Below are 23,193 nucleotides of genomic sequence, written 5' to 3' on the forward strand. Positions count from 1 at the left end.
GGCCCCCGAACCGGGACCCTCTACGCGCTGCGCGCGTACCCCCGGTGCGCCGGGTCGCGGACCTCGCCGACCAGGGTTTCCAGGACGTCCTCCATGGCCACGAGGCCCAGCACCCTTCCGGACGGGTCCGCCACCTGTGCCAGGTGGGTGGCGTCGCGGCGCATGACCGTCAGGGCGTCGTCCAGGGGGAGCGTGGAGCAGACCGTGGTCATCCGCCGCCAGACCCGCTGGGGCACGGCCCGTTCCCGGTCCTCGAGGTCGAGTACGTCCTTCACGTGCAGGTAGCCCATGAAGGCGCCGCTCTCGGCGCGGACCGGGAAGCGGGAGTAGCCGGTGCGGACCGTGAGCTGCTCGATCTCGCGCGGGGTGACGGCGGGTCCGACCGTGACCAGCCGGTCCGGGGCGAGGAGGACGTCGGTGACCGGGCGGCTGCCCAGTTCCAGCGCGTCCTCCAGCCGCTCCTGCTCGACCGGCTCCAGGAACCCGGCCTGCCGGGAGTCCTTGAGCAGGCGGCCGAGCTGGGCGGAGGTGTAGACGGCCTCGACCTCGTCCTTGGGCTCGACCTTGAAGAGCCGCAGGACCAGCGTGGCGCAGGCGCCCAGGGCCGTGGTGACCGGCCCGCAGACGCGGGCGAAGGCGACCAGGCCGGGGCTGAACCACAGGGCGGTCTTCTCGGGCGCGGCCATGGCGAGGTTCTTGGGGACCATCTCGCCGATGACCAGGTGCAGGAAGACCACGGCGGCGAGCGCGAGCGCGTAGCCGAGGGGGTGGATCAGGCCTTCGGGCACGTGGGCGGCGTGGAAGACGGGCTCCAGCAGCCGGGCCACGGTCGGTTCGGCGACCGCGCCGAGGGTGAGCGAGCACATGGTGATGCCGAACTGCGCGGCGGCCATCATGCGCGGCAGGTTCTCCAGGCCGTGGAGCACCTGGCGGGCCCGCTTGGAGCCGGCGGCCAGCGGCTCGATCTGGCTGCGGCGGACGGAGACGAGCGCGAACTCGGCGCCGACGAAGAAGCCGTTGGCCAGGACGAGGAGCAGGGCGAACAGGAGCTGGAGCGCGTTCACCGGCCGCCCACCGATTCGAGCTCGGCGGGGGCGGGGACGGAGCCCAGCTGGATGGAGCCCGGCGGGACGGAGCCCAGCGGTGCGGTGCGCACGAGGCGGACGCGTTCGGCGCGGTAGCGGCCGACCTGGCGGACGGAGAGCTTCCAGCCGGGGAGTTCGGCGCGGTCCCCGGGGGCGGGGATGCGGCCGAGCAGGTCGGCGACGAGGCCGGCGACGGTCTCGTACGGGCCTTCCGGGACCTCCAGGCCTATCCGGCGCAGGGTCTGGACGCGGCAGCTGCCGTCGGCCTCCCAGGAGGGGCGGCCGTCCTCGGGGGGTACGGCGGCCAGTTCGGGCCTCCGGTCCTCCGCGAGGTCGTGCTCGTCGCGGACCTCGCCGACGAGCTCCTCCACGATGTCCTCCAGGGTGACGACACCAGCGGTGCCGCCGTACTCGTCGACGACCACGGCCATCGGCTGTTCGCTGCGCAGCCGTTCCAGCAGCGGCTGCACCGGCAGGGAGCCGGGCACCAGCAGGGGGGCGACGCAGATCCGGCTGACGCTGGTGCGCGCGCGCTCGGACTCGGGCACGGCGAGGGCGTCCTTGAGGTGGACGACCCCGGTGATCTCGTCGATGCGCTCGCGGTAGACGGGGAAGCGGGACAGGCCGGTGGCGCGCGTCAGGTTGAGCACGTCGGCGGCGGTGGCCGTGTGCTGCAGGGCGCTGACCTTGACCCGGGGGGTCATGACCAGCTGGGCCGTGAGCTCGCCCAGCGAGAGGGTGCGCACAAAGAGGTCGGCGGTGTCCTGTTCGAGGGCGCCGGCCTGGGCCGAGTGGCGGACCAGGGAGACCAGTTCGCCGGGGGTGCGGGCCGAGGCCATCTCCTCGGTGGGCTCCACGCCCAACGCCCGGACGAGCCGGTTGGCGATGGCGTTGAGGGCCGCGATGACCGGCCGGAAGGCGCTGGAGAAGGCGTGCTGCGGGCCGGCGACGAAGCGGGCCACCTGGAGCGGCCGGGAGACCGCCCAGTTCTTCGGGACGAGCTCGCCGACGACCATCTGGACGGCGGAGGCGAGCAGCATGCCGATGACGACGGCGACGCCGGGGACGACGCCCCGGGGAAGGCCGGTCGCGGCGAGCGGCCCGGTCAGCAGTGCGGCGAGGGCGGGCTCGGCGAGCATGCCGACCACGAGGGAGGTGATGGTGATGCCGAGCTGGGTGCCGGAGAGCTGGAAGGACAGCTCCCGCAGGGCTTTGACGACCGTGCGGGCACGGCGGTCGCCTTCGGCTGCGGCGCGTTCGGCCTCGGGTCTCTCGACCGTGACGAGGCCGAATTCGGCCGCCACGAAGAAGCCGTTGGCGAGGATCAGGGCGAATGCCGCCCCGAGCAGGAGTAGCGGGATGGTCATGCCGCCGCCTCCGGGGGGAGGGCGGCGCGTGTACTACCGGACGATCCGTCCATTGCTGGAGGGAGTCACTCCTCAGGTCGATGGTGCCCACGGGCCACGGGGTCCCGGGGCGTGTGGGAGGGCACGCGTGCGCGCGCCCCGCCCACCAGGGTAGTCACTGGGATCGCCGCCGCAATGGGACGCAGCGACGAGGTCGGCCGGGCTCAGTCGTTCTTTGAGCCGGTTCCGTGGATCTCGGCGAGGGCGCGCAGGGCGCGGGCGTCGGCGATCGCCTGGGCCTTGGCCACGCCGGGCTGGATGCCGAGGGCGGGCAGGCTGGTGCCGTCGCTGAGGTCGAGGAACACCCACGCGTCGCCCGGGCGGAGGTTGACGCGCAGGATCTGCGCCCACTCCAGCCGGCGGGTGGTGGTGAGGTTGACGACCGTGACCCCGGCCTCGTCGGCGACCACCTTGGGGCGGCTGAGCAGGACGAGGACGCAGGACAGCAGGGCCGCGGTGAAGACGAAGGCGATCCGCTCACCGGGGTGCAGGGTCTCGAGGATCAGGGCGATCGCCGTGATCGTGACGAACATGGCGGCGCCGACGCCCAGCAGGACGGCCCGGGTGCGGGTCGGCCGGAAGGTGACCGGGAGTGCGGGCGGTGCGGGCTGGGCGGTGGCGTCGGCCATGTTCGTCAGTGCCTTCGGTGGTGCCGGGACGGCGGTGTGGGGCGGTGGTGTGGGGCGGATCGGGCGCCGGCCCCGGGGGGCCGACGTGCGCGTCAGAGGCGGCAGGCGTGGATCGAGGTGGTGAGGATGGCGCGGGCGCCGAGCTCGTACAGGTCGTCCATGATCCGCTGGGCCTCCTTGGCGGGGACCATGGCGCGGACGGCGACCCAGCCCTCGTTGTGCAGCGGGGAGACGGTCGGCGACTCCAGGCCCGGGGTGAGGGCGACCGCGCGCTCCAGGTGCTCGGCGCGGCAGTCGTAGTCCATCATCACGTAGCTGCGGGCGACCAGGACGCCCTGGAGCCGGCGCAGGAACTGCTGGGCCTGGGGGTCCTCCGGGTCGGTGCCGTTGCCTCGGATGACGACGGCCTCGGAAGTCATGATCGGCTCGCCGATGACCTCCAGGCCGGCGTTGCGCAGGCTGGTGCCGGTCTCGACGACGTCCGCGATGATCTGGGCGACGCCGAGCTGGATGGCGGTCTCGACCGCGCCGTCGAGGTGGACGACGGAGGCCTCGATGCCCTTCTCCGCGAGGTGCTTGGCGACGATTCCCTCGTACGAGGTCGCGATGGTCATCCCGTGGAAGTCCTCGGGGCCCTTCGCGGTGCCGGGGATGGTCGCGTAGCGGAAGGTGGAGCGGCCGAAGTTCAGCGGCAGGATCTCCTCGGCGCTGGCGCCGGAGTCGAGCAGCAGGTCGCGGCCGGTGATGCCGATGTCGAGCTTGCCGGAGGACACGTAGATCGCGATGTCCTTGGGGCGGAGGTAGAAGAACTCCACCTCGTTGTCGGGGTCGACGACCACGAGCTCCTTGGACTCCTTGCGCATCCGGTAGCCGGCCTCATGGAGCATCGCCGACGCCGGTCCGGAGAGTGAACCCTTGTTGGGGACGGCGATGCGCAGCATGGGGCTTCCTTTGGTGCGTAGGTGCGAAAGGTGTGCGGGTACGGGCGCGCGGACGCCCCGGCAGGGTGTGCCGGGGCCCGCGCGGAACTGCGGCGGCCTGAGAACTGCGCGGCCTAGAGGTGCGCGTAGACGTCGTCGAGGGAGATCCCGCGCGCCACCATCATCACCTGGACGTGGTAGAGCAGCTGGGAGATCTCCTCGGCGGCGGCTTCCTTGCTCTCGTACTCGGCGGCCATCCAGACCTCGGCGGCCTCCTCGACGACCTTCTTGCCGATGGCATGGACGCCCTTGCCCACGAGCTCGGCGGTGCGGGAGGTGCTGGGGTCGCCGTTGGCGGCCTTGAGCTGGAGCTCGGTGAAAAGCTCTTCGAAGCTCTTGGGGGTTGTGTTCGCCATGATGGTCCTCAGAATACGGTGTGCGCGGCCGGCTACTGGCGCCAGGGTTCGCTGACGGTCCGCAGCGTCATGGCGGTGGAGACGGCGGCGGTGACCGCTTCGTGCCCCTTGTCCTCGTTCGACCCCTCGAGCCCGGCGCGGTCCAGCGCCTGCTCGTCGTTGTCGCAGGTCAGTACGCCGAAGCCGATGGGGACTCCGGTGTCGATCGACACCTGCACCAGGCCCTGGGTGACGCCCTGGCAGACGTAGTCGAAGTGCGGGGTGCCGCCGCGGATGACCACGCCGAGGGCGACGATGGCATCGTAACCGCGACCGGCCAGTACCTTCGCCACGACCGGGAGCTCGAAGCTGCCCGGGACGCGCAGCACGGTGGGCTCGTCGATCCCCAGCTCGTGCAGGGCCCGCAGGGAACCGTCCACCAGGCCGTCCATGACCTTCTCGTGCCACTGGGCCGCGATCACGGCGACTCGGAGGTCTCCGCAGTTCTTCACGCTCAGTTCGGGTGCGCCCTTGCCGCTCACAGCTCTGCTCCTCAGGTGTTTCCGGGTCTGGTGATGAAAGGTGTCTCGGGGTGAAAAAGGTGGAGGCGGGGGGTGACGGGACGCCCTACTGGTTGCCGCAGGCGGACGTGGTGGTGACCGCCTCCAGCCAGGGCAGGTCGTGGCCCATCCGGTCCCGCTTGGTGCGCAGGTAGCGCAGGTTGTGCTCGCCCGCCTCCATGGGCATCGGCTCCCGGTCGGAAACCTTGATGCCGCCGCGTACGAGGGCTGCCGCCTTGTCGGGGTTGTTGGTCAGCAGCCGGACGCTGTGGACGCCGAGGTCGGCGAGGATCCGGGCGCCGGCCGCGTAGTCGCGGGCGTCCGCGGGCAGGCCCAGCTCCAGGTTGGCGTCGAGGGTGTCACGGCCGCGCTCCTGGAGCTCGTACGCGCGCAGCTTGGACAGCAGTCCGATGCCGCGGCCCTCGTGGCCGCGCAGGTAGACGATCACACCGCGGCCCGCGGCTTGGACGCGCTCCATGGCGGTGTGCAGCTGGGGCCCGCAGTCGCAGCGCTGCGACTGGAAGATGTCTCCGGTCAGGCACTCGGAGTGCATCCGGACCAGGACTTCCTCGCCGTCGCCGACCTCTCCGTGGACGAGGGCGACGTGCTCGACGCCGTCGACGGTGGAGCGGTAGCCGTACGCCGTGAAGTGGCCGAAGGCGGTGGGCAGGCTGACCTTGGCCTCGCGGCGCACGGTCGGCTCGGCGGAGCGGCGGTAGGCGATCAGGTCCTCGATCGAGATGATCGTCAGGCCGTGCTTGCGGGCGAAGGGGATCAGCTCGGGCAGCCGCAGCATGACGCCGTCCTCGCCGGCGATCTCCACGATGGCGCCGGCCGGGCGCAGGCCCGCGAGGCGGGCGAGGTCGACGGCGGCCTCGGTGTGGCCGTTGCGGACCAGGACGCCGCCGGGCTTGGCGCGCAGCGGGAAGATGTGGCCGGGGCGGACGAAGTCGCCGGGACCCGAGACCCCGTCGGCCAGCAGCCGCAACGTGGTGGCGCGGTCGGCGGCGGAGATGCCGGTGGTGACGCCGTGGGCGCCGCTCGCGTCGACGGAGACGGTGAAGGCCGTCTGCATGGACTCGGTGTTGTGCTGGACCATCTGGGGGAGTTCGAGCCGCTCCAGCTCGTCGCCCTCCATCGGGGCGCAGATCAGGCCGCGGCACTCGCTCATCATGAACGCGATGATCTCGGGGGTGGCCTTCTCGGCCGCGATGACGAGGTCGCCCTCGTTCTCGCGGTCCTCGTCGTCCACGACGACCACCGGGCGGCCGGCCGCGATGTCGCGGATGGCCTGCTCGACGGGGTCGAGCCGGAACGCCTCTTCGAGCTCGACGTCGGGCACGGGCTTCAGGACGGGGTTCGGGGAGATCATGCCGTTGCTCCTTCCAGGGCCGGGGCGGGGGTGGTGCGCGAGCGCTGGTACCAGTCGTAGGCGCCCCATACGACGAGGGCGAAGTACACGACGTAGACGAGGCCGGAGAAGGCCAGTCCGCCGTTGAAGGCGAGGGGGACGCCGACCAGGTCGACGAGGAGCCAGGCGAACCAGAACTCGACCAGGCCGCGGGCCTGGGCGACCATCGCGACGATCGTGCCGACGAAGATGTAGGCGTCGGCCCACGGGCTCCACGGCGACAGGCTCGGGAAGAGGGTGAACAGCCCGCCGACGGCCAGGGTCCCGGCGGCCGCGCCGGCCAGGAGGTAGCCGCGCTCCTTCCAGGTGGCGGTGCGTACGGCGATGGAGCCGTCCTGTGCCTTCTGCCTGCCGCTCTGCCAGGCGCGCCAGCCCCACACGGCCATGCCGATGACGAGGAGCTGCTTGCCGACGCCGCCGGCGAACGGGACGGAGGCGTAGGCGCCGACGAGGATCAGGCCGGAGAGGAGCTGGGCGGGCCAGGTCCATATGGAACGCCGCCAGCCGAGGGCGAGGGCGCCCAGGCCCATCAGGTTGCCGATCATGTCGGACCAGATGACCCGCTGGCCGAAGACCTCGAAGGCCTCGGTGTTGAGCCAGGTCAGGGCGCTCACTTCGGCTCCCCCTCACCGTGCAGCGGGTTGACGCCGGCGGCGAGCAGGCGCTCCACGTACTTGGCGAGGACGTCGACCTCCAAGTTGACCGGGTCGCCGGGCTTCTTGATGCCCAGGGTGGTCAGCGCGAGGGTGGTGGGGATGAGGCTGATGGTGAACCAGTCCGCGGCGGCTTCGACCACGGTGAGGCTGACGCCGTCGACCGTGATGGAGCCCTTCTCGACGACGTAGCGGGAGAGGTTCGCCGGGAGCGCGACCTTGACGATCTCCCAGTGCTCCGAGGGGGTCCGGGAGAGGATCTCGCCGGTCCCGTCCACGTGGCCCTGGACCAGGTGGCCGCCGAGACGTCCGCCCAGGGCCATCGGGCGCTCCAGGTTGACCCGGGAGCCCTGGGTGAGGGCGCCGAGGCTGGAGCGGTTCAGGGTCTCCTGCATGACGTCGGCGGTGAACTCGCCCGCGCCCGTCTCCACCACCGTCAGGCAGACGCCGTTCACGGCGATGGAGTCGCCGTGCTTGGCGTCCTCGGTGACGACCGGGCCGCGCAGGCGGAAGCGGGAGGCTTCGGCGAGCTCCTCGACGGCGACGACCTCGCCCAGTTCTTCGACGATTCCGGTGAACACTCAGTGCTCCTTGAGGGCTGTGGGGGCGGAAGGGGCCGCTGCGGGTACGGCGGTGACGCGAATGTCCGTGCCGATGCGGACGGTCTCGGTGATCTCGAGCCGGAGCGCTTCGGAGAGGGTGGAGATGCCGGCGTCGGCCAGCGCGTTCGGGCCGGCGCCGAGGAGGACCGGGGCGAGGTAGCCGACGACCTTGTCGACGGCCCCGGCGGCGACGAAGGCGCCGGCCAGGGTCGGACCGCCTTCGAGGAGCACGGACCGGACCCCGCGGCGGTGGAGTTCGGCGAGCAGTGCGTCGACCGAGATCCCGTACTTGTCGTGGGGCAGGCGGGCCAGCTCCACTCCGGCGAGGTGCCGGGTGGCCCCGTCCTCGAGGTCCTCGGCCACGACGACCAGGGTGGGAGCCGCCTCGTCGAGGACCCGGGCGGTCGGCCTGATGGTGGCGCGGGTGTCGAGCACGACGCGCAGCGGCTGGTCGGCGGCGGCGAAGCCGTCCCGCCCGCGCACCGCGAGGTGCGGGTCGTCGGCGTGCAGGGTGCCCGAGCCGACGACGACGGCGTCGGCCTCGGCGCGCAGCCGGTGGACGTCGGCCCGGGACTCGGGGGAGCTGATCCAGCGGCTGGTGCCGTCCGCGGCGGCGACGCGGCCGTCGAGGGTCGCGGCGTACTTCCAGAGGATGTACGGGCGCCCGAGCCGTACGGAGGTCAGCCAGGCGGCGTTGCCCTCCTCGGCCTCGGCGGCCAGCAACCCGGCCTCCGCGGTGACGCCGGCGTCGCGCAGGGTGGCGGCGCCGCCGCTGGCCTGCGGGTTCGGGTCGGAGACGGCGTAGAGGACGCGGGTGACCCCGGCCTCGACGAGCGCCTGTGCGCAGGGGCCCGTGCGGCCGGTGTGGTTGCAGGGCTCGAGGGTGACGTAGGCGGTGCCGCCCCGGGCGGCGGTGCCCGCCGCGCGCAGGGCGTTGACCTCGGCGTGCGGGCCGCCGGCCCGCTCGTGCCAGCCCTCGCCGACGACGGTGCCCGCGGCGTCGGTGATCACGCATCCGACGACCGGGTTGGGGCGGGTGGAGCCGATTCCGCGGGCGGCGAGCTCGATGGCACGGGCCATGGCGGATGCGTCGCGGGCTGCCGCGTCGGCGGTGCCGTTGACGGGCTTGCCGTTGTCTTGCGCGTCGGCGTGTGTCGCCACCGGGTCCTCCTGCCTCATAGGGCACGGACTCCGGGGCCTGTCGGGATACGACAGATGAAGCGGGTAGCACACGCGGGGACGCCGAGGCCGGAAGAGAACGGTCCGCTCGCTCGCACACCCCGAGGGATGTGCCGTTGGACCGCCGACGGCGGCGTACCGGTGACTGGCCCGCCGCGCACTGCCTCCCATCCGGACTTTCACCGTCGGTCCAGGAATTTCACCTGGTCAACCGGCCGCTGGCTGCGGACGGGTCGCGGACTATACCGCCGGTTCGGAATTACACCGACCCCGGAGTGCGCTGCTACTGGTACTAGAGCCAGTGTGCCACGGGTGATCGGCAGCCATGCGAGTGAGTCAATGTGGCCTGGGTCACACATTCGGTCACTCTCCGGCGCCTTCTTTGCGCCGTTCGGCCGATCCCGCCGGGTTCCGCTCGGGCGACACCGGGGTCCTGCCCGAATCCGGATCGATTCGGCGCGGACCCTCACCGGTCCGGCGGCAACTTTGGTCCAGACCTATTGACGGGTTGGTCTAGTCCTCTTAACGTTCCCTTCATCTTCCCCGGGAGTCAGCCCGTCAGATGTGCGCACGTCGCGGGCCAACACGCACCACGTTTCAGCCTGTTGTGTCCTGCCATCCTCCCCTCCCCAGGAGGCACAATGCTGTCCCCCACTCGGACGAGGGCCATGCTCCTGACGTCCGGCGCCGCAATCGCCGGTCTGCTGGTAGCGGGTCTCTCGGCGGGCGTCTCGCACGCCGCCGACAACGAGTCCTGTCGCCCCGACGGTCTGTACAAGACCGCGGGCGTGGACGTCCCCTACTGCTCGGTCTACGACACCGAGGGCCGCGAGAAGATGGGCGCGGACCACCAGCGCCGCGTCATCGGCTACTTCACCGGCTGGCGCACGGGCAAGGACGGCACGCCGGCCTACCTGCCCCACAACATCCCGTGGTCCAAGGTCACGCACCTGAACTACGCCTTCGCCCACGTCGACGGCAACAACAAGATCTCCGTCGGCGCCGACAACGCGAACAACTCGGCCACCGGGATGACCTGGCCGGGCGTCGCGGGCGCCGAGATGGACCCCGCCCTCCCCTACAAGGGCAATTTCAACCTGCTGAACAAATTCAAGAAGCAGAACCCGAACGTCAAGACGCTGATCTCGGTCGGCGGCTGGGCGGAGACCGGCGGTTACTTCGGCGACGACGGCAACCGCGTCGCCTCCGGCGGCTTCTACTCGATGGCCACCAACGCCGACGGCTCGGTCAACCAGGCCGGCATCGACACCTTCGCGGACTCCTCGGTCGAGTTCATCCGCAAGTACGGGTTCAACGGCGTCGACATCGACTACGAGTACCCGACCACCATGAAGGACGCGGGCAACCCGCTGGACTGGCAGCTCTCCAACGCCCGCCGGGCCGGACTGGTCAAGGGCTACGACGTCCTGATGAAGTCCCTGCGCGAGAAGCTCGACCGGGCCGGCGCCACCGACGGCAAGCACTACCTGCTGACCGTCGCCGCCCCCTCCTCGGGCTACCTGCTGCGCGGCATGGAGACCTTCCAGATGCAGAAGTATCTGGACTACGTCAACATCATGTCCTACGACCTGCACGGCGCCTGGAACGAATTCGTCGGCCCCAACGCCTCGCTCTTCGACGACGGCAAGGACGCCGAGCTGGCCGCCGCGAACGTCTACGGCAGCTCCCAGTACGGCGGTGTCGGCTACCTCAACACCGACTGGGCCTACCACTACTTCCGCGGCTCCATGCCGGCCGGCCGCATCAACATCGGCCTGCCCTACTACACCCGCGGCCACAAGAACGTGCAGGGCGGCACCGACGGCCTGTGGGGCAAGGCGGCAGCGACCAACTGCCCGGCCGGCGCGGGTCTGACCAAGTGCGGCGACGGCGCGGTCGGCATCGACAACCTGTGGCACGACAAGGACACCAACGGGGCCGAGTCCCCGGCCGGTTCCAACCCGATGTGGCACGCCAAGAACCTCGAGAAGGGGATCGTCGGCGACTACGTCACCAAGTACGGCTTCCCGGCGAACACCACGCTGACCGGCACCTACGTCCGCAAGTACGACGCGACCCTGGTCGCCCCGTGGCTGTGGAACGCGCAGAAGAAGGTCTTCCTCTCCACGGAGGACGAGCAGTCGGTGGCGGCCAAGGCCGACTACGTGGTCGACCGCGGCATCGGCGGCACCATGGTCTGGGAGATGGCCGGCGACTACGGCTGGAACGCCGCGAAGGGCCAGTACGAGATCGGCGACACGCTGACCTCCGTGATGTACGACAAGTTCAAGGCGGCCTCCCCGTACGGCGCCAAGAAGTCCAACACCGCGCTGCCGACGCAGGCCGTGGACATCAAGACGGAGTTCGGCGAGTTCAAGCTCGGCGACTCCAACTACCCGATCACCCCGAAGCTCAAGATCACCAACAACACGAACGCGACGCTTCCGGGTGGCACCGAGTTCCAGTTCGACTACTCGACGGCGGCTCCGGCCAACGCCTCGGACCAGTCGGGCTTCGGCACCAAGGTGATCAAGAGCGACCACACCGGCAGCAACGTCGGCGGCCTGAAGGGCGACTTCCACCGGGTCTCGCTGAAGCTCCCGGCCTGGCAGACGCTCGCCCCGGGCGCCTCGGTCGACCTGGCCTTCAACTACTACCTGCCGGTCTCCACGCCCTCCAACTGGACGGTGAACATCTCCGGCACGACGTACGCGCTCGCCGGCGACCTGGCACGCGGCACCACCGTGGTCCAGCCGGGCACCACCACCCCGCCGACCACGCCGCCCACCACTCCCCCGACGACGCCTCCCACGACGCCGCCGACCACGCCTCCCACCACGCCTCCGGGCGGCACCTGCACCAACCCGGCGTACGTCGCGGGCAGTGTGACCACGGGCGGGACGGTCGTCTCCCACAAGGGCCGCAACTGGAAGGCCCAGTGGTGGACGCAGAACGAAGAGCCCGGCACCACCGGCGAGTGGGGCGTCTGGAAGGACCAGGGCGCCTGCTAGTGCCGTGACCGGAAAGGGGACGACGTGAGGACCCGGTGGCCCGGCGGCCACCGGGTCCTCTCGCGTGCGCGCAGGTGCGCTTCGCGGGCGCGCGGAGCGTCGTCAGGACCGGGGAAGACGGCGCAGGGCCGCGGTGAAGGCGGAGTCGCGGCGCGCGTCGAACTCCTCCTCCGTGAAGACCGGGGTGGTGACGTCGACCGGGATGCCCGGACCGTCGAAGGTCTTCCCGGTGCGGGTCAGGAACTGCTCGTTGGGCAGGCCGAGCTCCCAGCCGTTGGGGAGGGTGCGGCCGAGGACGTCGGAGAAGACCCCCTGGGTCGGCTGCCCGATGCGCAGCGTGCGGCCGGGGCGCTCGATCAGGGCCTGGGTGAAGGTCTCGCCCGCGCTCACGGTGGAGCCGCCGGTGAGCACGGCGATCGGCCCGGTGTAGCGGGGGCCCCGCGCGGGCTGGACGTACAGGGGCTGCGGGCGGGTGAACCGGGTCGCGTCGGCGGGGTCGTTGCGCACGCGCTTGGCGTAGGCGAAGTACGGGCGGTCCGTGAGCCGGGCGGCCAGGCGCAGGCCGAGCTCGTCGGAGCCGCCGCCGTTGATCCGCAGGTCGATGACCAGGCCGCGCAGGCGCGCGGTGCGCTCGGCGGTGAAGACGGTCCCCAGGACGCGGTCGAGCTCGGCGCTCTCGGAGGCGAAGTCCCCGCTCTCGGTGTAGCCGCCGAAGCCGGACAGGCGCAGGTAGCCGCGGCCGTCGGGGAGGTCCGCGTAGGAGACGCGGCCCTGGGCGAACTCCTGCGGAGCGCGTCCGCCGAGGTCCACCTCCTGGATGTACTCCTTGACGCGGGTCTCCAGTTCGAGGGTCGGGACCGCGGTGCCGGGGCGGCCCTCTCCGAAGAACCGATCGCCGCCGACGAGGCGGACGTGCGCGTCGTGCAGGGGGGCGAGCATCTCCCGGAAGACGGCGAAGAGTTCGTCCTCGGTGGTGCCGGCGTGCACGCGGGGCCGGTGGCTCTCGCGGACGGCGTTCCAGTCGACGCCCTTGGCGGCGAAGAAGGGGTAGTTCTCCGCGAAGGTCTGCCAGAAGACGTCGAAGGTGGCGACCGGGTCCGCGGTCGGGTCGGGGGCCGGGGCGTTGCGGCACAGGTCGGGCAGGGCGCCGAGGCGCCGGGCGCCGCGGTCGCCGACCGAGCCGTCGATGTGCACGGACCCGGGGCGCACGGTCAGGACCTCGTTGTCCCCGGTGGCGTAGCGGGCCGGGCCGCCGCCCGGGACGCGCACGACGCTCGCGCCGGGCAGGCAGCTGATGCCGGTGAGCTGGTACTCCTGGAGGCGGTCGGACTCCACGCTCAGCACGGTGCCGTATCCGTCGAGCTGCCATACGCCGACGGGGGCGGCGGTCGGGCGCCCCGTGTTCCCGGTGGCCGCGGCGGGGCCGGCGGCCGCGAGGGCGAGGAGCACGGCGGTGGCGGCCGCGCGGCGGAGCGTGCGCCCGTGCGGACGCGGACGCCGCCCCGCTGGTGCAGAGGTGTGGATGGGCGTGGGTGTACCGGTGTCGGCCATCGTGCTGTCCCCCATGGTGGAAGTCCCTTGACGCTGACCAGGATCCGGGGCGGCGAGGGGGCGGCGACATCCTGCAGCCACCCGGCCCCTGGTAGGGGAAACCCGACCGCCGGCGGGGCCCACCCGATCCGTGCTCAGCCGAAGAGCACCGCCTGGACCGCTTCTCGCGCCGCCAGGCGGGCGCCCGTGAGGACCGCGGGATCGCCGAGGGCGGTGGCGCGGACCTCGGTCCGGACCGGGGACATCGCGGCGAGGCGGGCCGCGACCCGGTCCGCCAGCGCCGGGCCGCCGGCGCGGCCCAGCTCGCCGCCGAGCACGACGCAGCCGGGGTCCAGGATCGCCGCCACGGCGGCCGCGCCCAGCGCCAGCCGGTCGGCCAGGACGTCCAGGAAGGCCCCGCCCGCGGCGCCCGCGGCCGCCTCCTCCACCGGGCCGTGGAATCCGCACGAGGCCGCGAGCGCGGCCACCGCGCCCCGCCCGGCCAGTGAGTGGAAGCCGCCCGCGCAGTCCGTGGCCGACGGCAGCCCGCCCGCGCCCGGCACCGGCAGGAAGCCGATCTCCCCCGCCCCGCCGGAGGCTCCCCGGCGCAGCCGGCCGTCCAGGACGACCGCGGCGCCGACCCCTTCGCCGAGCCAGAGCAGGACGAAGGAGTCCACGTCGCGCGCCGCCCCGACGCGCTGTTCGGCCAGGGCCGCCAGATTGGTCTCGTTCTCGACCACGACCTGTGCGGGCAGCCGCCGTTGCAGCGCGGCCACCAGGTCCCGGTGCCAGGCGGGCAGTCCGATGGTGTTGCCGAGCTCGCCGCTGCCGGGCGCCACCAGCCCCGGCGCGCCGATCACCACCGTGTGCAGCCGGTCCGCGCCCGCCTCGCGCGCGAGCTCCTCCAGCCGGTCCACCGCCTCGTCGACCGCGTCGACCGGCAGCGCGGCCTGGGCCAGCGGCCGTCCGAGGAGGTCGGCGACGACCGCGGTCGCGCTGTCGGTGCGCACGTCGAGCGCCGCGAGGTAGGCCCGCCGCGCGACGATCCCGTACAGCCTGGCGTTGGGTCCGCGCCGCTGTTCGCCGGATTCTCCGACGACCTCGATCAGCCCGGCCTGGGCGAGCCGTTCCACCAGGTCGGCGACGGAGGGGCGGGACAGACCGGTGAGCTTCTTGAGCTGGGTGGCCGTCAGCGGGCCCTCGTCCTGGAGCAGCCGCAGGGCCAGCCGGTCGTTGATGGCGCGGGCCGTGCTCGGCGAGGCCGGGGACGGCGCGGACGCGGACGCGGACGGCGCAGACGCGGACGCAGACGCGGACGCGGACGGCGCAGAGGGCACGGACGGCGCGGACGCGGAAGGTTCGGGCAGCGGGGCGGGAGCGGCGCTCGTCAGGGCGTTGGCGGGAGTCACTCCGCCATCCTAGGAGCTCCGGGGGATTAACCATCAGGCAGGGTCCCTGATAGTTTGCGTGCCATGACCGGGGAAACCAACCTCAGCCCGGCGCGACTGCGCCATGCCCGCTTCGCCATAGCCGGGGTCTTCTGCGCGCACGGCGCCGTCACCGGCTCCTTCGCCACCCGCATCCCCTGGATCCAGGACCACGCGCAGCTCAGTGCGGGCACCCTGGGCCTGGCCCTCGCCTTCCCCGCCCTCGGCGCCGCGCTCACGATGCCGCTGGCCGGCCGGATCAACCACCGGCTCGGCGCGCGCACCGCCCTGCGGATCCTGCTGTCCCTGTGGACGCTCTCCCTCATCCTGCCGAGCCTCGCCCCGAACCTCGCGACCCTCTGCTTCGTCCTCTTCGTCTACGGGGGCACCGCCGGCATGGCGGACGTGGCGATGAACGCGCTGGGCGTGGAGACCGAGAACCGGCTGAAGCGCTCGATCATGTCCTCGCTGCACGGCATGTGGAGCGTGGGCGCCCTGATCGGCTCGGCCGCCGGCACGCTGGCCGCGCACGTCGGCGCCGACGCCCGCCTGCACCACCTGATCGCCGCGCTCGCCCTGACGGCGGGCGGGCTGTTCGCCGTACGGGGCGTACTGGACCTGCGCACCGACACCGGCGGGGAGGAGGCGCCGCCGCATTTCGCGCTGCCGCCGAAGTCCGCGCTGTTCATCGGCGCGATCGGCTTCTGCGCGGTCTTCGCGGAGGGCGCCAGCCTGGACTGGTCGGCGGTGTACCTGCGGGACGTGCTGCACACGGACGCCGGCCTCGCCGCCGCCTCCACCACCGCCTTCGCGCTCACCATGGCGCTGGCCCGGCTCGTCGGCGACAAGGTCGTGGACCGGTTCGGGGCCGTGCGCACGGTCCGCGCGGGCGGTGCGCTGGCCACCGCGGGCGGGCTGCTCGTGGTCGCGGTCCACCATCCGGCCGCGGCCCTGGCCGGGTTCGGGCTGATCGGGCTCGGCATCGCCGTGGTGGTCCCGCTGGCCTTCGCGGCGGCCGCGCGCAGCGGCCCGGCCCCGGCGCAGGCCATCGCGGGCGTCGCGACGATCACGTACACCTCGGGGCTGATCGCCCCGTCCGCGATCGGCGCGGTGGCCGACGCGACCTCGCTGGTGGTGTCGTTCGGGCTGGTCACGCTGCTGTCCTTCGCACTGATCGTGGGGGCGGCCGTACTGCGGCAGCGGCCGGCGGCGGCCGGAGCCGCCTCGGGGCCGGGGTCCGGGTCCGGGTCCGGCGATGGCGCCAACCAGGACGAACCTGCTGCTATCCAGCCGTAATATGTCGCCTGGTCGCCCGCGGCCTCGTAGCTCGACCTGACCTGACGAACGAAAAGCGGTGGAACATGGGCCTCGGCGTGCGCTGGACCCTGCACGGAGACGGGCGGACCCCCGCCCCCGGCGCGGTGGTGCGGCCGGACGAGCGGCTGACGTGGCCGCGGACCGCCGGGCTGGGCGCCCAGCACGTCGTGGCGATGTTCGGGGCGAGTTTCGTCGCCCCGGTCCTGATGGGGCTGGACCCGAACCTCGCCATCATGATGTCGGGCGTCGCCACCGTCATCTTCCTGCTCGCGACGCGCGGCCGGGTCCCCTCCTACCTGGGCTGCTCACTGTCCTTCGTGGGCGTCGCGGCGGCGATCAGGGCGGGCGGCGGGAACAGCGCGACCGTCACGGGCGCCGTGTTCGTCGTCGGCGCGGCGCTGTTCCTGGCGGGGCTCGCCGTCCAGCGGTTCGGGGCGCGGATCATCCACGCGGCGATGCCGCCGGTGGTGACGGGCGCGGTCGTGATGCTGATCGGCTTCAACCTGGCACCCGTGACGGCCTCCACGTACTGGCCGCAGGACCAGTGGACGGCGCTGCTGACCATGCTGTTCACCGGGCTGGCCGTGGTCTGCCTGCGGGGCTTCTGGTCGCGGATCGCGATCTTCCTCGGCCTGATCTTCGGGTACGGCATCTCCTGGGTCTTCGACCTGGTCTTCGGGAAGATCCACTCCACGATGGGCGGGCCCGAGGCGGTGGACCACTGGCGGCTCGACCTGTCCGGGGTCGGCAAGGCCGACTGGATCGGCCTCCCCGCCTTCCACGCGCCGGCCTTCGAGTGGTCGGCGATCCTGATCGCCCTGCCCGTCGTCATCGCGCTGATCGCGGAGAACGCCGGCCACATCAAGGCCGTCGGCGAGATGACCGGCGACCCCCTCGACGACAAGCTCGGCACCGCGATCGCGGCCGACGGCGCCGCGTCGATGCTCTCCACGGCGCTCGGCGGTCCGCCGAACACCACCTACTCCGAGAACATCGGCGTCATGGCCGCCACCCGGGTGTACTCGACGGCGGCCTACTGGGCGGCCGCCGGGTTCGCGCTCCTCTTCGGCCTGTGCCCCAAGTTCGGCGCGGTCGTCGCCGCGATCCCCGGCGGGGTGCTGGGCGGCATCACCGTGATCCTCTACGGCATGATCGGCCTGCTCGGCGCGCAGATCTGGATCAACGGCCGGGTGGACCTGCGCAATCCGCTGAACCTGGTGCCGGCCGCCGCGGGCATCATCATCGGCGTCGGCGGGGTCGAGCTGAACATCGGCGACAGCTTCGAGCTCGGCGGGATCGCACTCGGCACGATCGTCGTCATCACGGGCTACCACGCGCTGCGGTACTTCGCCCCCGCGCACCTGAAGCAGCAGGAGCCGCTGCTCGACTCGGGCACCTCCGCCTACGACGACCGGGGCGGCGCGGGCGTCGAGGGCTCCGCGGGTACTGAGGGCTCCGAGGGCTCCCGGGACAAGCGCGGTTGACGCGGTTTCGCCCGAACCGGCGAAGCGTACGGCCAAGTTCCCCGGATCCCGGCCCGCGACTGGGACGCTGCCTCCCATGGTCCCCATGGAAGCGGTGCTGGCGCGGATGCGCGCCCTGGAAGAGCGGCTCCCCGAGCGGGACGGCGTCGCCGTCTTCAACCGGGTGTACCTCACGGTGACGCAGACGCTCCACGAGCGGATCTCGTACGGGGCGTTCCCCTCGCCGCGCAGGGCGGAGACCCTCAGCGTCCGCTTCGCCGAGCGCTATCTGGCGGCGGTGGAGTCGGACCGGGCACCGGCGTGCTGGCGGCCGCTGCTCCAGTACCGCCGCCACCCCGGCATCCGGCCGCTCCAGCACGCCCTGGCCGGGATCAACGCGCACATCGGCCACGACCTGGCGCTGGCGGTGGTCTCCACGTGCCGCTCCCTGGACTGCGAGCCAGCCGCCCTCGAAGCCGACTTCGACCGGGTCGGCGACACCCTGGTCTCCCTGGAGGAGCACATCCGGGAGGACCTGATGCCGGGTCCGGACCTCCTGGAGATCGCGGACCCGCTGACGCACCTGCTGGGCGCCTGGAGCCTGGAACGCGCCCGCGCGGGGGCCTGGGCCTCGGCCCGCCTGCTGTGGTCGCTGCGCCGCTCCCCCGAGCTGGCGGAGGAGTTCACCGAGTCCCTCGACGCGGGCGTCGGCCTGGTCGGCCGCTGCCTGCTGACCCCGACGGGCTGATGTTCCGGTGCGGCCCGGCCGGGCACCCCCATAGCCTGGGGCGGTGACCAGCTTCGCCACGCACCGGCTCCGGGTGCACGACACCGCCCGCCCGCCGTACCGCCGGCTGTCCGCGCTGCGCACCTGCCTGACCGAGTTCGCCCCGTACGGCTTCTACGCCACCTACCACCACCTGTGCCGCAGCGCGGGGATCCCGCGCGACCTGGACGAGGATCCCGAGTCGCTGGTGCGGGCGGTGGAGGAACTGCACGAGGCGCGGCAGCTGTGGCTGGCGGAACTCGCCGCCTGGCAGATCGGACGGCGGGCGCAGAAGCGGGCCGGGAGGCGCCGGGCGGATCCCCCGCAGCCCTCGCAGGGGCTGTACTGGCCGAACCCGGAGTTCCACCCCGGGGGGCGCCTGGTCGAGGTACTGCCCGGGGTGATGCGCGGCCGGACGATCCTCGGAGTCCACCAGGCGCGACGGGACGGCACCTGCCCGGTGTGCCGCTGCGACCGCGGCACCGTGGAGTGGGACGGCGACGGCTTCGGGATCCACGCCCTGTGCGCGGGGTGCGGCCTCGGCCTGACCCGCCGGCCGCCCGCCTTCCCGGACACGCGGCAGCGCAACGAGGTCCGCGAGGCGTTCCGGCGGCACGAGCACCTGATCTGGACGCGGGCGCTGGAGGCATGAGGACGGGCCGCCTCCGCGCTCGCGCGCGCGGGGGCGGCCCGTGGTCACGGGGCCGGGAGGGGCCGGGAGGGCTCAGTCCTCCGGGAGTTCGACCGGGGCGATCTCGTCGTAGACGTCGCCCGGGCCCGGGTTGGTGGAGTCCGTGGAGCCGCCGAGGTGGTGCATGACGCCCCAGACCGCGTTCAGCGCCGTCTGGACCGCGCCCTCGGCCCAGCCCGCCGTCCAGGAGATGTCGTCGCCCGCGAGGAAGATGCCGCGCTTGTCCTCGGGGAGGCGGTCCTGCATGAAGTGGGTGAACAGGCGCCGCTGGTAGCGGTAGTGGCCCGGCAGGTTGGCCTTGAACGCGCCCATGAAGTACGGCTCGTTCTCCCACGACACGGTCACCGGGTTGCCGATGATGTGGCGGCGGATGTCGACCTTCGGGTAGATCTCGCCGAGGGACTTCAGCATGACCTCCATCCGCTCGTTCGCGGACAGCGGCAGCCACTTGAGGCTGTCGTCGCACCACGTGTACGAGAGGCAGATGACGGCCGGCTTGTCCGGGCCGTTGTCCAGGAGGTAGGTGCCGCGGGTCATGCGGTCGGTCAGGGTCATCGACATGACGTCGCGGCCCGTCTGCTCGTCCTTGTCCAGCCAGAACGGCCGGTCCACGGGGATGAAGAGCTTGCTGGACTCCATGTAGTGGGTGCGCTCGATCGCCGTCCAGTGGTCGATCGGGAAGAGCGTGTCGTCGCACGCGATCTTCGAGAGCAGCATCCACGACTGGGCCGTGAAGATCGCGGCGCGGTACGTGCGGATGTCGCCCGAGGCGTCCGTCACCGTGATGCGGTTGCCCGCCGTGCGGTGCAGGCGGGTCACCGCCGGGCGCGGAGTGCCCCCGTGGAGCGAGGAGAGGGAGGTGCCCTGCGCCCAGTGGACGATCTTCTCGGGCTCGCGGTCCCACATGCGCAGCGGGAGCTGCTGCGAGCCGCCCACGATGCCGCGGTGGTGGTCGTCGGCCTCGGTGTAGACGACGCGCAGGATCTCGAGGATCGAGTTCGGGAAGTCGGTGTCCCAGCCGCCCGTGCCGAAGCCGACCTGGCCGAAGATCTCGCGCTTGCGGAAGGACTTGAAGGCCTCGGACTTGCAGAGGAACCCGTAGAAGGTCTCGTCGTCGAGCTTCTCGACGAGCTTGGCCCAGATCTCGCGGATGCGCGGGACGTCCCGCTCGCGCATCGCGGTGTTCATGTCGGAGAAGTCGGCGCCCTCGTCGAGGCAGGCGTTCCACGCGGCGGACACGTCGCGGTAGACCTGCGGGAGGTCGGCGATGGTCTCGGCGTAGTGGGTCTCGCCCTTGAGGTCGACGACCGTCGAGGGGGTGGCTTCGGCGAGCGGGTTCGGGAAGGGCTCCGTGACCAGGCCGACGAGGTCGATGTAGTGCTGGAGGGCGGTGGAGGACGGCGGGAAGCGCATGGCGCCCATCTCCGCGGTCAGCTCCTCGGTGCCCGCGCCCTCGAAGCCGACGGTGCGCAGCCGGCCGCCGATCTGGTCGGCCTCGTACACGACGGGCTTGAGGCCCATCTTCATCAGCTCGTACGCGGAGATGATGCCGGACAGCCCGCCGCCGATGACCGCGACTTCGGTGCCGTGCTCGGTCGCCGGTATCTGGCCGAGGCCCGCCGGGTGGGCGAGGAAGTCGTCGTACGCGTAGGGGAAGTCCGGACCGAACATCGTGATCGGCGGCTGACCGTCGCTGTGCGGGACGGCGGTGGTGGGCACCGTGGACGTCATGGGGCGGGCTCTTATCAACATTGGACGCTGCGGCCTTCCTGGTCAACCGGGTCGGCGACATGGGCCTTTCGATCGCCATCATGCTGATGTTCACCACCTTCCGAACCTTCGCCTTCGGCCCGCTCCCCGGCTCGGTCTCCGAGGCCGGCCAGGGCAAGCTGACTGCCATCGCCCTGATGCTGCGGCTCGCCGCCTGCCGCAAGTCGGCTCAGGTGCCGCGGCAGTCCTGGCTCCGCGACGCGACGGACGGCCCGCCGGCGCCCGGGCAGCCCCACAAGCGCCTGGTTCCCCCCTCCGTGGCCCCCGGGGCGGACTCGAGAACCTTCACGGCTCCCCCCCCGCCGCCGACCGCGGCCGAGCCGTCCGTGGGCGGGTCCGTGGGGGAGGCGGGGAGGTGCGGCGGGTCGTGCGCGAGGAGGGCGGGCCGGAGCCGGGGCTGTCGCTGGTGGTGGTCGCGCCCCGGGACGGGCTGCACGCCTGGGCCCCCGACCCGCAGGCCGCGGCCGACTGGATCGCCACCGGCACCCCCCATCTGTACGCGGGGGTGCTGGAGGGGACCGGGCTGGTGGGGCCGCTGGTGCTCCCCGGAGCCACGGCCTGCGCCGGGTGCATGGAGCGCGACCGGGTGGAGCGGGATCCGGCCTGGCCGCGGATGCTGGTCCAGTGGCGCTCGGCCCACCGCCGCCGGAGCGTCGGCGCCTGCGATCTGGGCCTGTCCACGGCGGTGGCCGGGCTGGCCGCGGCCCACGCGCTGTCCTTCCTCGACGGGGAGCTGCCCGCCTCCACGGCCACCCGCTGGGAGGCCTCCCTGCCCGCCCTGCACTGGCAGCCGAACCCGGTGCTCCTCCACCCCGACTGCCCGTGCGGCGCGAGCGGAGGCCCGGAGTCTGTCGGGATGGAGTCGACCGCGGGAGCACCGCTCGGCACGACTGTGGGATCGGGCTCCGGGACGCGGAGGGGGCCATGACAGGATTGCTCGTGACCGAGGTGCCGTCCAAGGCCGTCGGGGCTCTCCCGAAGCGCCGCTCGCGGCTCAGCTGTCTGGGAACTGGAGGGGCGTATGTCTGATCTTCCCCGGAAGGCGGTCACCCGTACCGTCAAGCTGGCCGCGCTGCCGCTCGGCATCGCCGGGCGGGCCACGTGGGGGCTCGGCAAGCGGATCGGGGGCAAGTCGGCGGAGATCGTGGCGCGCGAGCTCCAGCAGCGCACCGCCGAGCAGTTGTTCCGCGTGCTGGGCGAGCTGAAGGGGGGCGCCATGAAGTTCGGGCAGGCGCTCTCGGTCTTCGAGTCGGCCTTGCCCGAGGAGGTCGCCGGCCCCTACCGTGCGGCGCTGACCAAACTGCAGGAGGCGGCCCCGCCGCTGCCCGCGGCGACCGTCCACCAGGTGCTGGCGGAGCGGCTGGGCGCGGACTGGCGGGAGCTGTTCGAGGAGTTCGAGGACAAGCCGTCCGCGGCGGCCTCGATCGGGCAGGTGCACCGGGCGGTGTGGCACGACGGCCGGCAGGTGGCGGTCAAGGTGCAGTACCCGGGGGCCGGCGAGGCGCTGCTGTCGGACCTGAAGCAGCTGGGCCGGTTCGCGGGGCTGCTGGGTCCGCTGATCCCGGGCATGGACATCAAGCCGCTCATCAAGGAGTTGCGCGACCGGGTCTCGGAGGAGCTGGACTACGAGCTCGAGGCCGAGGCGCAGCGGACGCACGCGGACGCCTTCGACGGCGACGAGGACGTGCTCGTGCCGGACGTCGTGCACCAGGGCGACCAGGTGCTGGTGACGGAGTGGATGGAAGGGACCCCGCTGTCGGAGGTCATAGCCGACGGCACCCCACAGGAGCGCGACCGCGCCGGGCAGCTGCTGGCCCGGTTCCTCTTCTCCGGCCCCGCCCGCACCGGTCTGCTGCACGCCGATCCGCACCCCGGCAACTTCCGGCTGGTGTCCGGGGCGGACGGCCGGACCCGGCTGGGCGTACTGGACTTCGGGACGGTCGACCGGCTGCCGGGCGGCTGGCCCAAGTCGATCGGCACCTCGCTGCGGCTGGGACTGGACGGTGACGCCGAGGGGGTCTACGGGCACCTGCGCGGCGAGGGGTTCGTGCGCGAGTCCATCAAGCTGGATCCCGACGCGGTGCTCGACTACCTGAAGCCGATGCTCGAGCCCGCCGAGGCCGAGGAGTTCACCTTCACCCGGCCGTGGCTGCGCGGCCAGGCGGCGCGGATCGCCGATCCCCGCTCCCCCGCCCACCAGTTGGGGCGCCAGATCAACCTGCCGCCCTCGTACCTGCTGATCCACCGGGTGACGCTGAGCACGATCGGCGTGCTGTGCCAGCTGGGTGCGACGGTCCGGCTCCGCGACGAACTGGACTCCTGGCTGCCCGGGTTCCGGCCCGTGGAGGACTGAGCGGACCGGCCGCGTCTTCCTCGGG

At 72.4% G+C, this 23,193-nt stretch carries 19 protein-coding genes, 2 pseudogenes and 1 riboswitch; of the genes and pseudogenes, 8 read left to right on the top strand and 13 right to left on the bottom strand.

Going from position 1 to position 23,193, the window contains the following annotated elements; genetic code table 11:
* Positions 1 to 20 precede the first annotated feature (20 nt).
* The 10 genes from DRB89_RS14775 to ribD form a co-directional block, all read right to left on the bottom strand.
* The gene (locus tag DRB89_RS14775) at positions 21 to 1,064 is read right to left on the bottom strand and encodes a hemolysin family protein (protein ID WP_112448932.1); all 1,044 of its coding nucleotides are present in this window, start codon (positions 1,062 to 1,064) and stop codon (positions 21 to 23) included.
* Positions 1,061 to 2,452 carry a hemolysin family protein gene (locus tag DRB89_RS14780; RefSeq protein WP_112448931.1) on the bottom strand — a complete coding sequence of 464 codons (1,392 nt, stop codon included), beginning with the start codon at positions 2,450 to 2,452 and terminating at the stop codon, positions 1,061 to 1,063. Before DRB89_RS14780 ends, DRB89_RS14775 begins: the two co-directional genes overlap by 4 nt.
* 203 nt (positions 2,453 to 2,655) lie before the next feature.
* Positions 2,656 to 3,120, bottom strand: a complete 465-nt coding sequence (locus DRB89_RS14785) for a PH domain-containing protein (protein ID WP_112448930.1) — start codon at positions 3,118 to 3,120, stop codon at positions 2,656 to 2,658.
* A 92-nt stretch (positions 3,121 to 3,212) separates the two neighbouring features.
* Positions 3,213 to 4,061, bottom strand: coding sequence for an ATP phosphoribosyltransferase (hisG, locus tag DRB89_RS14790; protein WP_112448929.1), 849 nt, complete (start codon positions 4,059 to 4,061; stop codon positions 3,213 to 3,215).
* A gap of 113 nt (positions 4,062 to 4,174) precedes the next feature.
* On the bottom strand, positions 4,175 to 4,456 hold the full coding sequence (locus DRB89_RS14795) for a phosphoribosyl-ATP diphosphatase (RefSeq protein WP_112448928.1): 282 nt from the start codon (positions 4,454 to 4,456) through the stop codon (positions 4,175 to 4,177).
* Between the two features lie 32 nt (positions 4,457 to 4,488).
* Positions 4,489 to 4,977 (bottom strand): 6,7-dimethyl-8-ribityllumazine synthase, encoded by a 489-nt coding sequence (gene ribH / locus DRB89_RS14800; RefSeq protein ID WP_112448927.1) that lies wholly within the window; start codon positions 4,975 to 4,977, stop codon positions 4,489 to 4,491.
* 85 nt (positions 4,978 to 5,062) lie between these two features.
* Positions 5,063 to 6,367, bottom strand: coding sequence for a bifunctional 3,4-dihydroxy-2-butanone-4-phosphate synthase/GTP cyclohydrolase II (locus DRB89_RS14805; RefSeq protein ID WP_239516147.1), 1,305 nt, complete (start codon positions 6,365 to 6,367; stop codon positions 5,063 to 5,065).
* Positions 6,364 to 7,020, bottom strand: coding sequence for a nicotinamide mononucleotide transporter family protein (locus DRB89_RS14810; RefSeq protein WP_112448926.1), 657 nt, complete (start codon positions 7,018 to 7,020; stop codon positions 6,364 to 6,366). The genes DRB89_RS14805 and DRB89_RS14810 overlap by 4 nt, the downstream gene beginning before the upstream one ends.
* Positions 7,017 to 7,640 carry a riboflavin synthase gene (locus DRB89_RS14815; RefSeq protein ID WP_112448925.1) on the bottom strand — a complete coding sequence of 208 codons (624 nt, stop codon included), beginning with the start codon at positions 7,638 to 7,640 and terminating at the stop codon, positions 7,017 to 7,019. Before DRB89_RS14815 ends, DRB89_RS14810 begins: the two co-directional genes overlap by 4 nt.
* Entirely contained in the window at positions 7,641 to 8,741 is a 1,101-nt protein-coding gene (ribD, locus tag DRB89_RS14820) for a bifunctional diaminohydroxyphosphoribosylaminopyrimidine deaminase/5-amino-6-(5-phosphoribosylamino)uracil reductase RibD (protein WP_239516789.1), read from the bottom strand. It lies immediately after the preceding gene.
* A gap of 252 nt (positions 8,742 to 8,993) precedes the next feature.
* Positions 8,994 to 9,123, bottom strand: a riboswitch (FMN riboswitch).
* Between the two features lie 358 nt (positions 9,124 to 9,481).
* On the opposite strand from ribD, the gene DRB89_RS14825 reads away from it, so the two are divergent.
* Positions 9,482 to 11,851, top strand: a complete 2,370-nt coding sequence (locus DRB89_RS14825; protein WP_112448923.1) for a chitinase C-terminal domain-containing protein — start codon at positions 9,482 to 9,484, stop codon at positions 11,849 to 11,851.
* Between the two features lie 102 nt (positions 11,852 to 11,953).
* On the opposite strand, the gene DRB89_RS14830 is transcribed toward DRB89_RS14825, so the two are convergent.
* Complete coding sequence (locus DRB89_RS14830; protein ID WP_239516148.1) at positions 11,954 to 13,417, bottom strand: S41 family peptidase; 1,464 nt, start codon at positions 13,415 to 13,417, stop codon at positions 11,954 to 11,956.
* Positions 13,418 to 13,536: 119 nt separating this feature from the next.
* Positions 13,537 to 14,619, bottom strand: coding sequence for an ROK family transcriptional regulator (locus tag DRB89_RS14835; RefSeq protein ID WP_239516790.1), 1,083 nt, complete (start codon positions 14,617 to 14,619; stop codon positions 13,537 to 13,539).
* A 234-nt stretch (positions 14,620 to 14,853) separates the two neighbouring features.
* Here DRB89_RS14835 and DRB89_RS14840 point away from each other — a divergent pair, with 234 nt between their 5' ends.
* The 4 genes from DRB89_RS14840 to DRB89_RS14855 all read left to right on the top strand — a co-directional run bounded on the left by DRB89_RS14840 (position 14,854) and on the right by DRB89_RS14855 (position 19,006).
* The gene (locus tag DRB89_RS14840) at positions 14,854 to 16,104 is read left to right on the top strand and encodes an MFS transporter (protein ID WP_112448922.1); all 1,251 of its coding nucleotides are present in this window, start codon (positions 14,854 to 14,856) and stop codon (positions 16,102 to 16,104) included.
* Positions 16,105 to 16,169: 65 nt separating this feature from the next.
* A complete protein-coding gene (locus DRB89_RS14845) occupies positions 16,170 to 17,609 on the top strand; it encodes a solute carrier family 23 protein (protein ID WP_112448921.1) in 1,440 nt (479 codons plus the stop codon).
* Positions 17,610 to 17,685: 76 nt separating this feature from the next.
* Positions 17,686 to 18,336 carry a DUF5995 family protein gene (locus DRB89_RS14850; RefSeq protein ID WP_112448920.1) on the top strand — a complete coding sequence of 217 codons (651 nt, stop codon included), beginning with the start codon at positions 17,686 to 17,688 and terminating at the stop codon, positions 18,334 to 18,336.
* Positions 18,337 to 18,379: 43 nt separating this feature from the next.
* Positions 18,380 to 19,006 (top strand): hypothetical protein, encoded by a 627-nt coding sequence (locus DRB89_RS14855; RefSeq protein WP_112448919.1) that lies wholly within the window; start codon positions 18,380 to 18,382, stop codon positions 19,004 to 19,006.
* Positions 19,007 to 19,078: 72 nt separating this feature from the next.
* On the opposite strand, the gene DRB89_RS14860 is transcribed toward DRB89_RS14855, so the two are convergent.
* Positions 19,079 to 20,776: an NAD(P)/FAD-dependent oxidoreductase gene (locus DRB89_RS14860; RefSeq protein WP_112448918.1), complete on the bottom strand. Its 1,698-nt coding sequence runs from the start codon at positions 20,774 to 20,776 to the stop codon at positions 19,079 to 19,081.
* Between the two features lie 32 nt (positions 20,777 to 20,808).
* Between DRB89_RS14860 and DRB89_RS14865 the strand changes: the two are divergent.
* The 3 genes and pseudogenes from DRB89_RS14865 to DRB89_RS14875 all read left to right on the top strand — a co-directional run.
* A pseudogene (locus tag DRB89_RS14865) lies at positions 20,809 to 21,030 on the top strand (proton-conducting transporter membrane subunit); the annotation flags it as partial.
* Positions 21,031 to 21,203: 173 nt separating this feature from the next.
* Positions 21,204 to 21,743, top strand: a pseudogene (locus DRB89_RS14870) (TOMM precursor leader peptide-binding protein); the annotation flags it as partial.
* Between the two features lie 93 nt (positions 21,744 to 21,836).
* Positions 21,837 to 23,168: an AarF/ABC1/UbiB kinase family protein gene (locus DRB89_RS14875; RefSeq protein WP_112451936.1), complete on the top strand. Its 1,332-nt coding sequence runs from the start codon at positions 21,837 to 21,839 to the stop codon at positions 23,166 to 23,168.
* Positions 23,169 to 23,193: the final 25 nt, after the last annotated feature.

The organism is Streptomyces sp. ICC4, from assembly GCF_003287915.1.
In the GTDB taxonomy this organism is placed as follows: Bacteria; Actinomycetota; Actinomycetes; order Streptomycetales; family Streptomycetaceae; genus Streptomyces; species Streptomyces tritrimontium.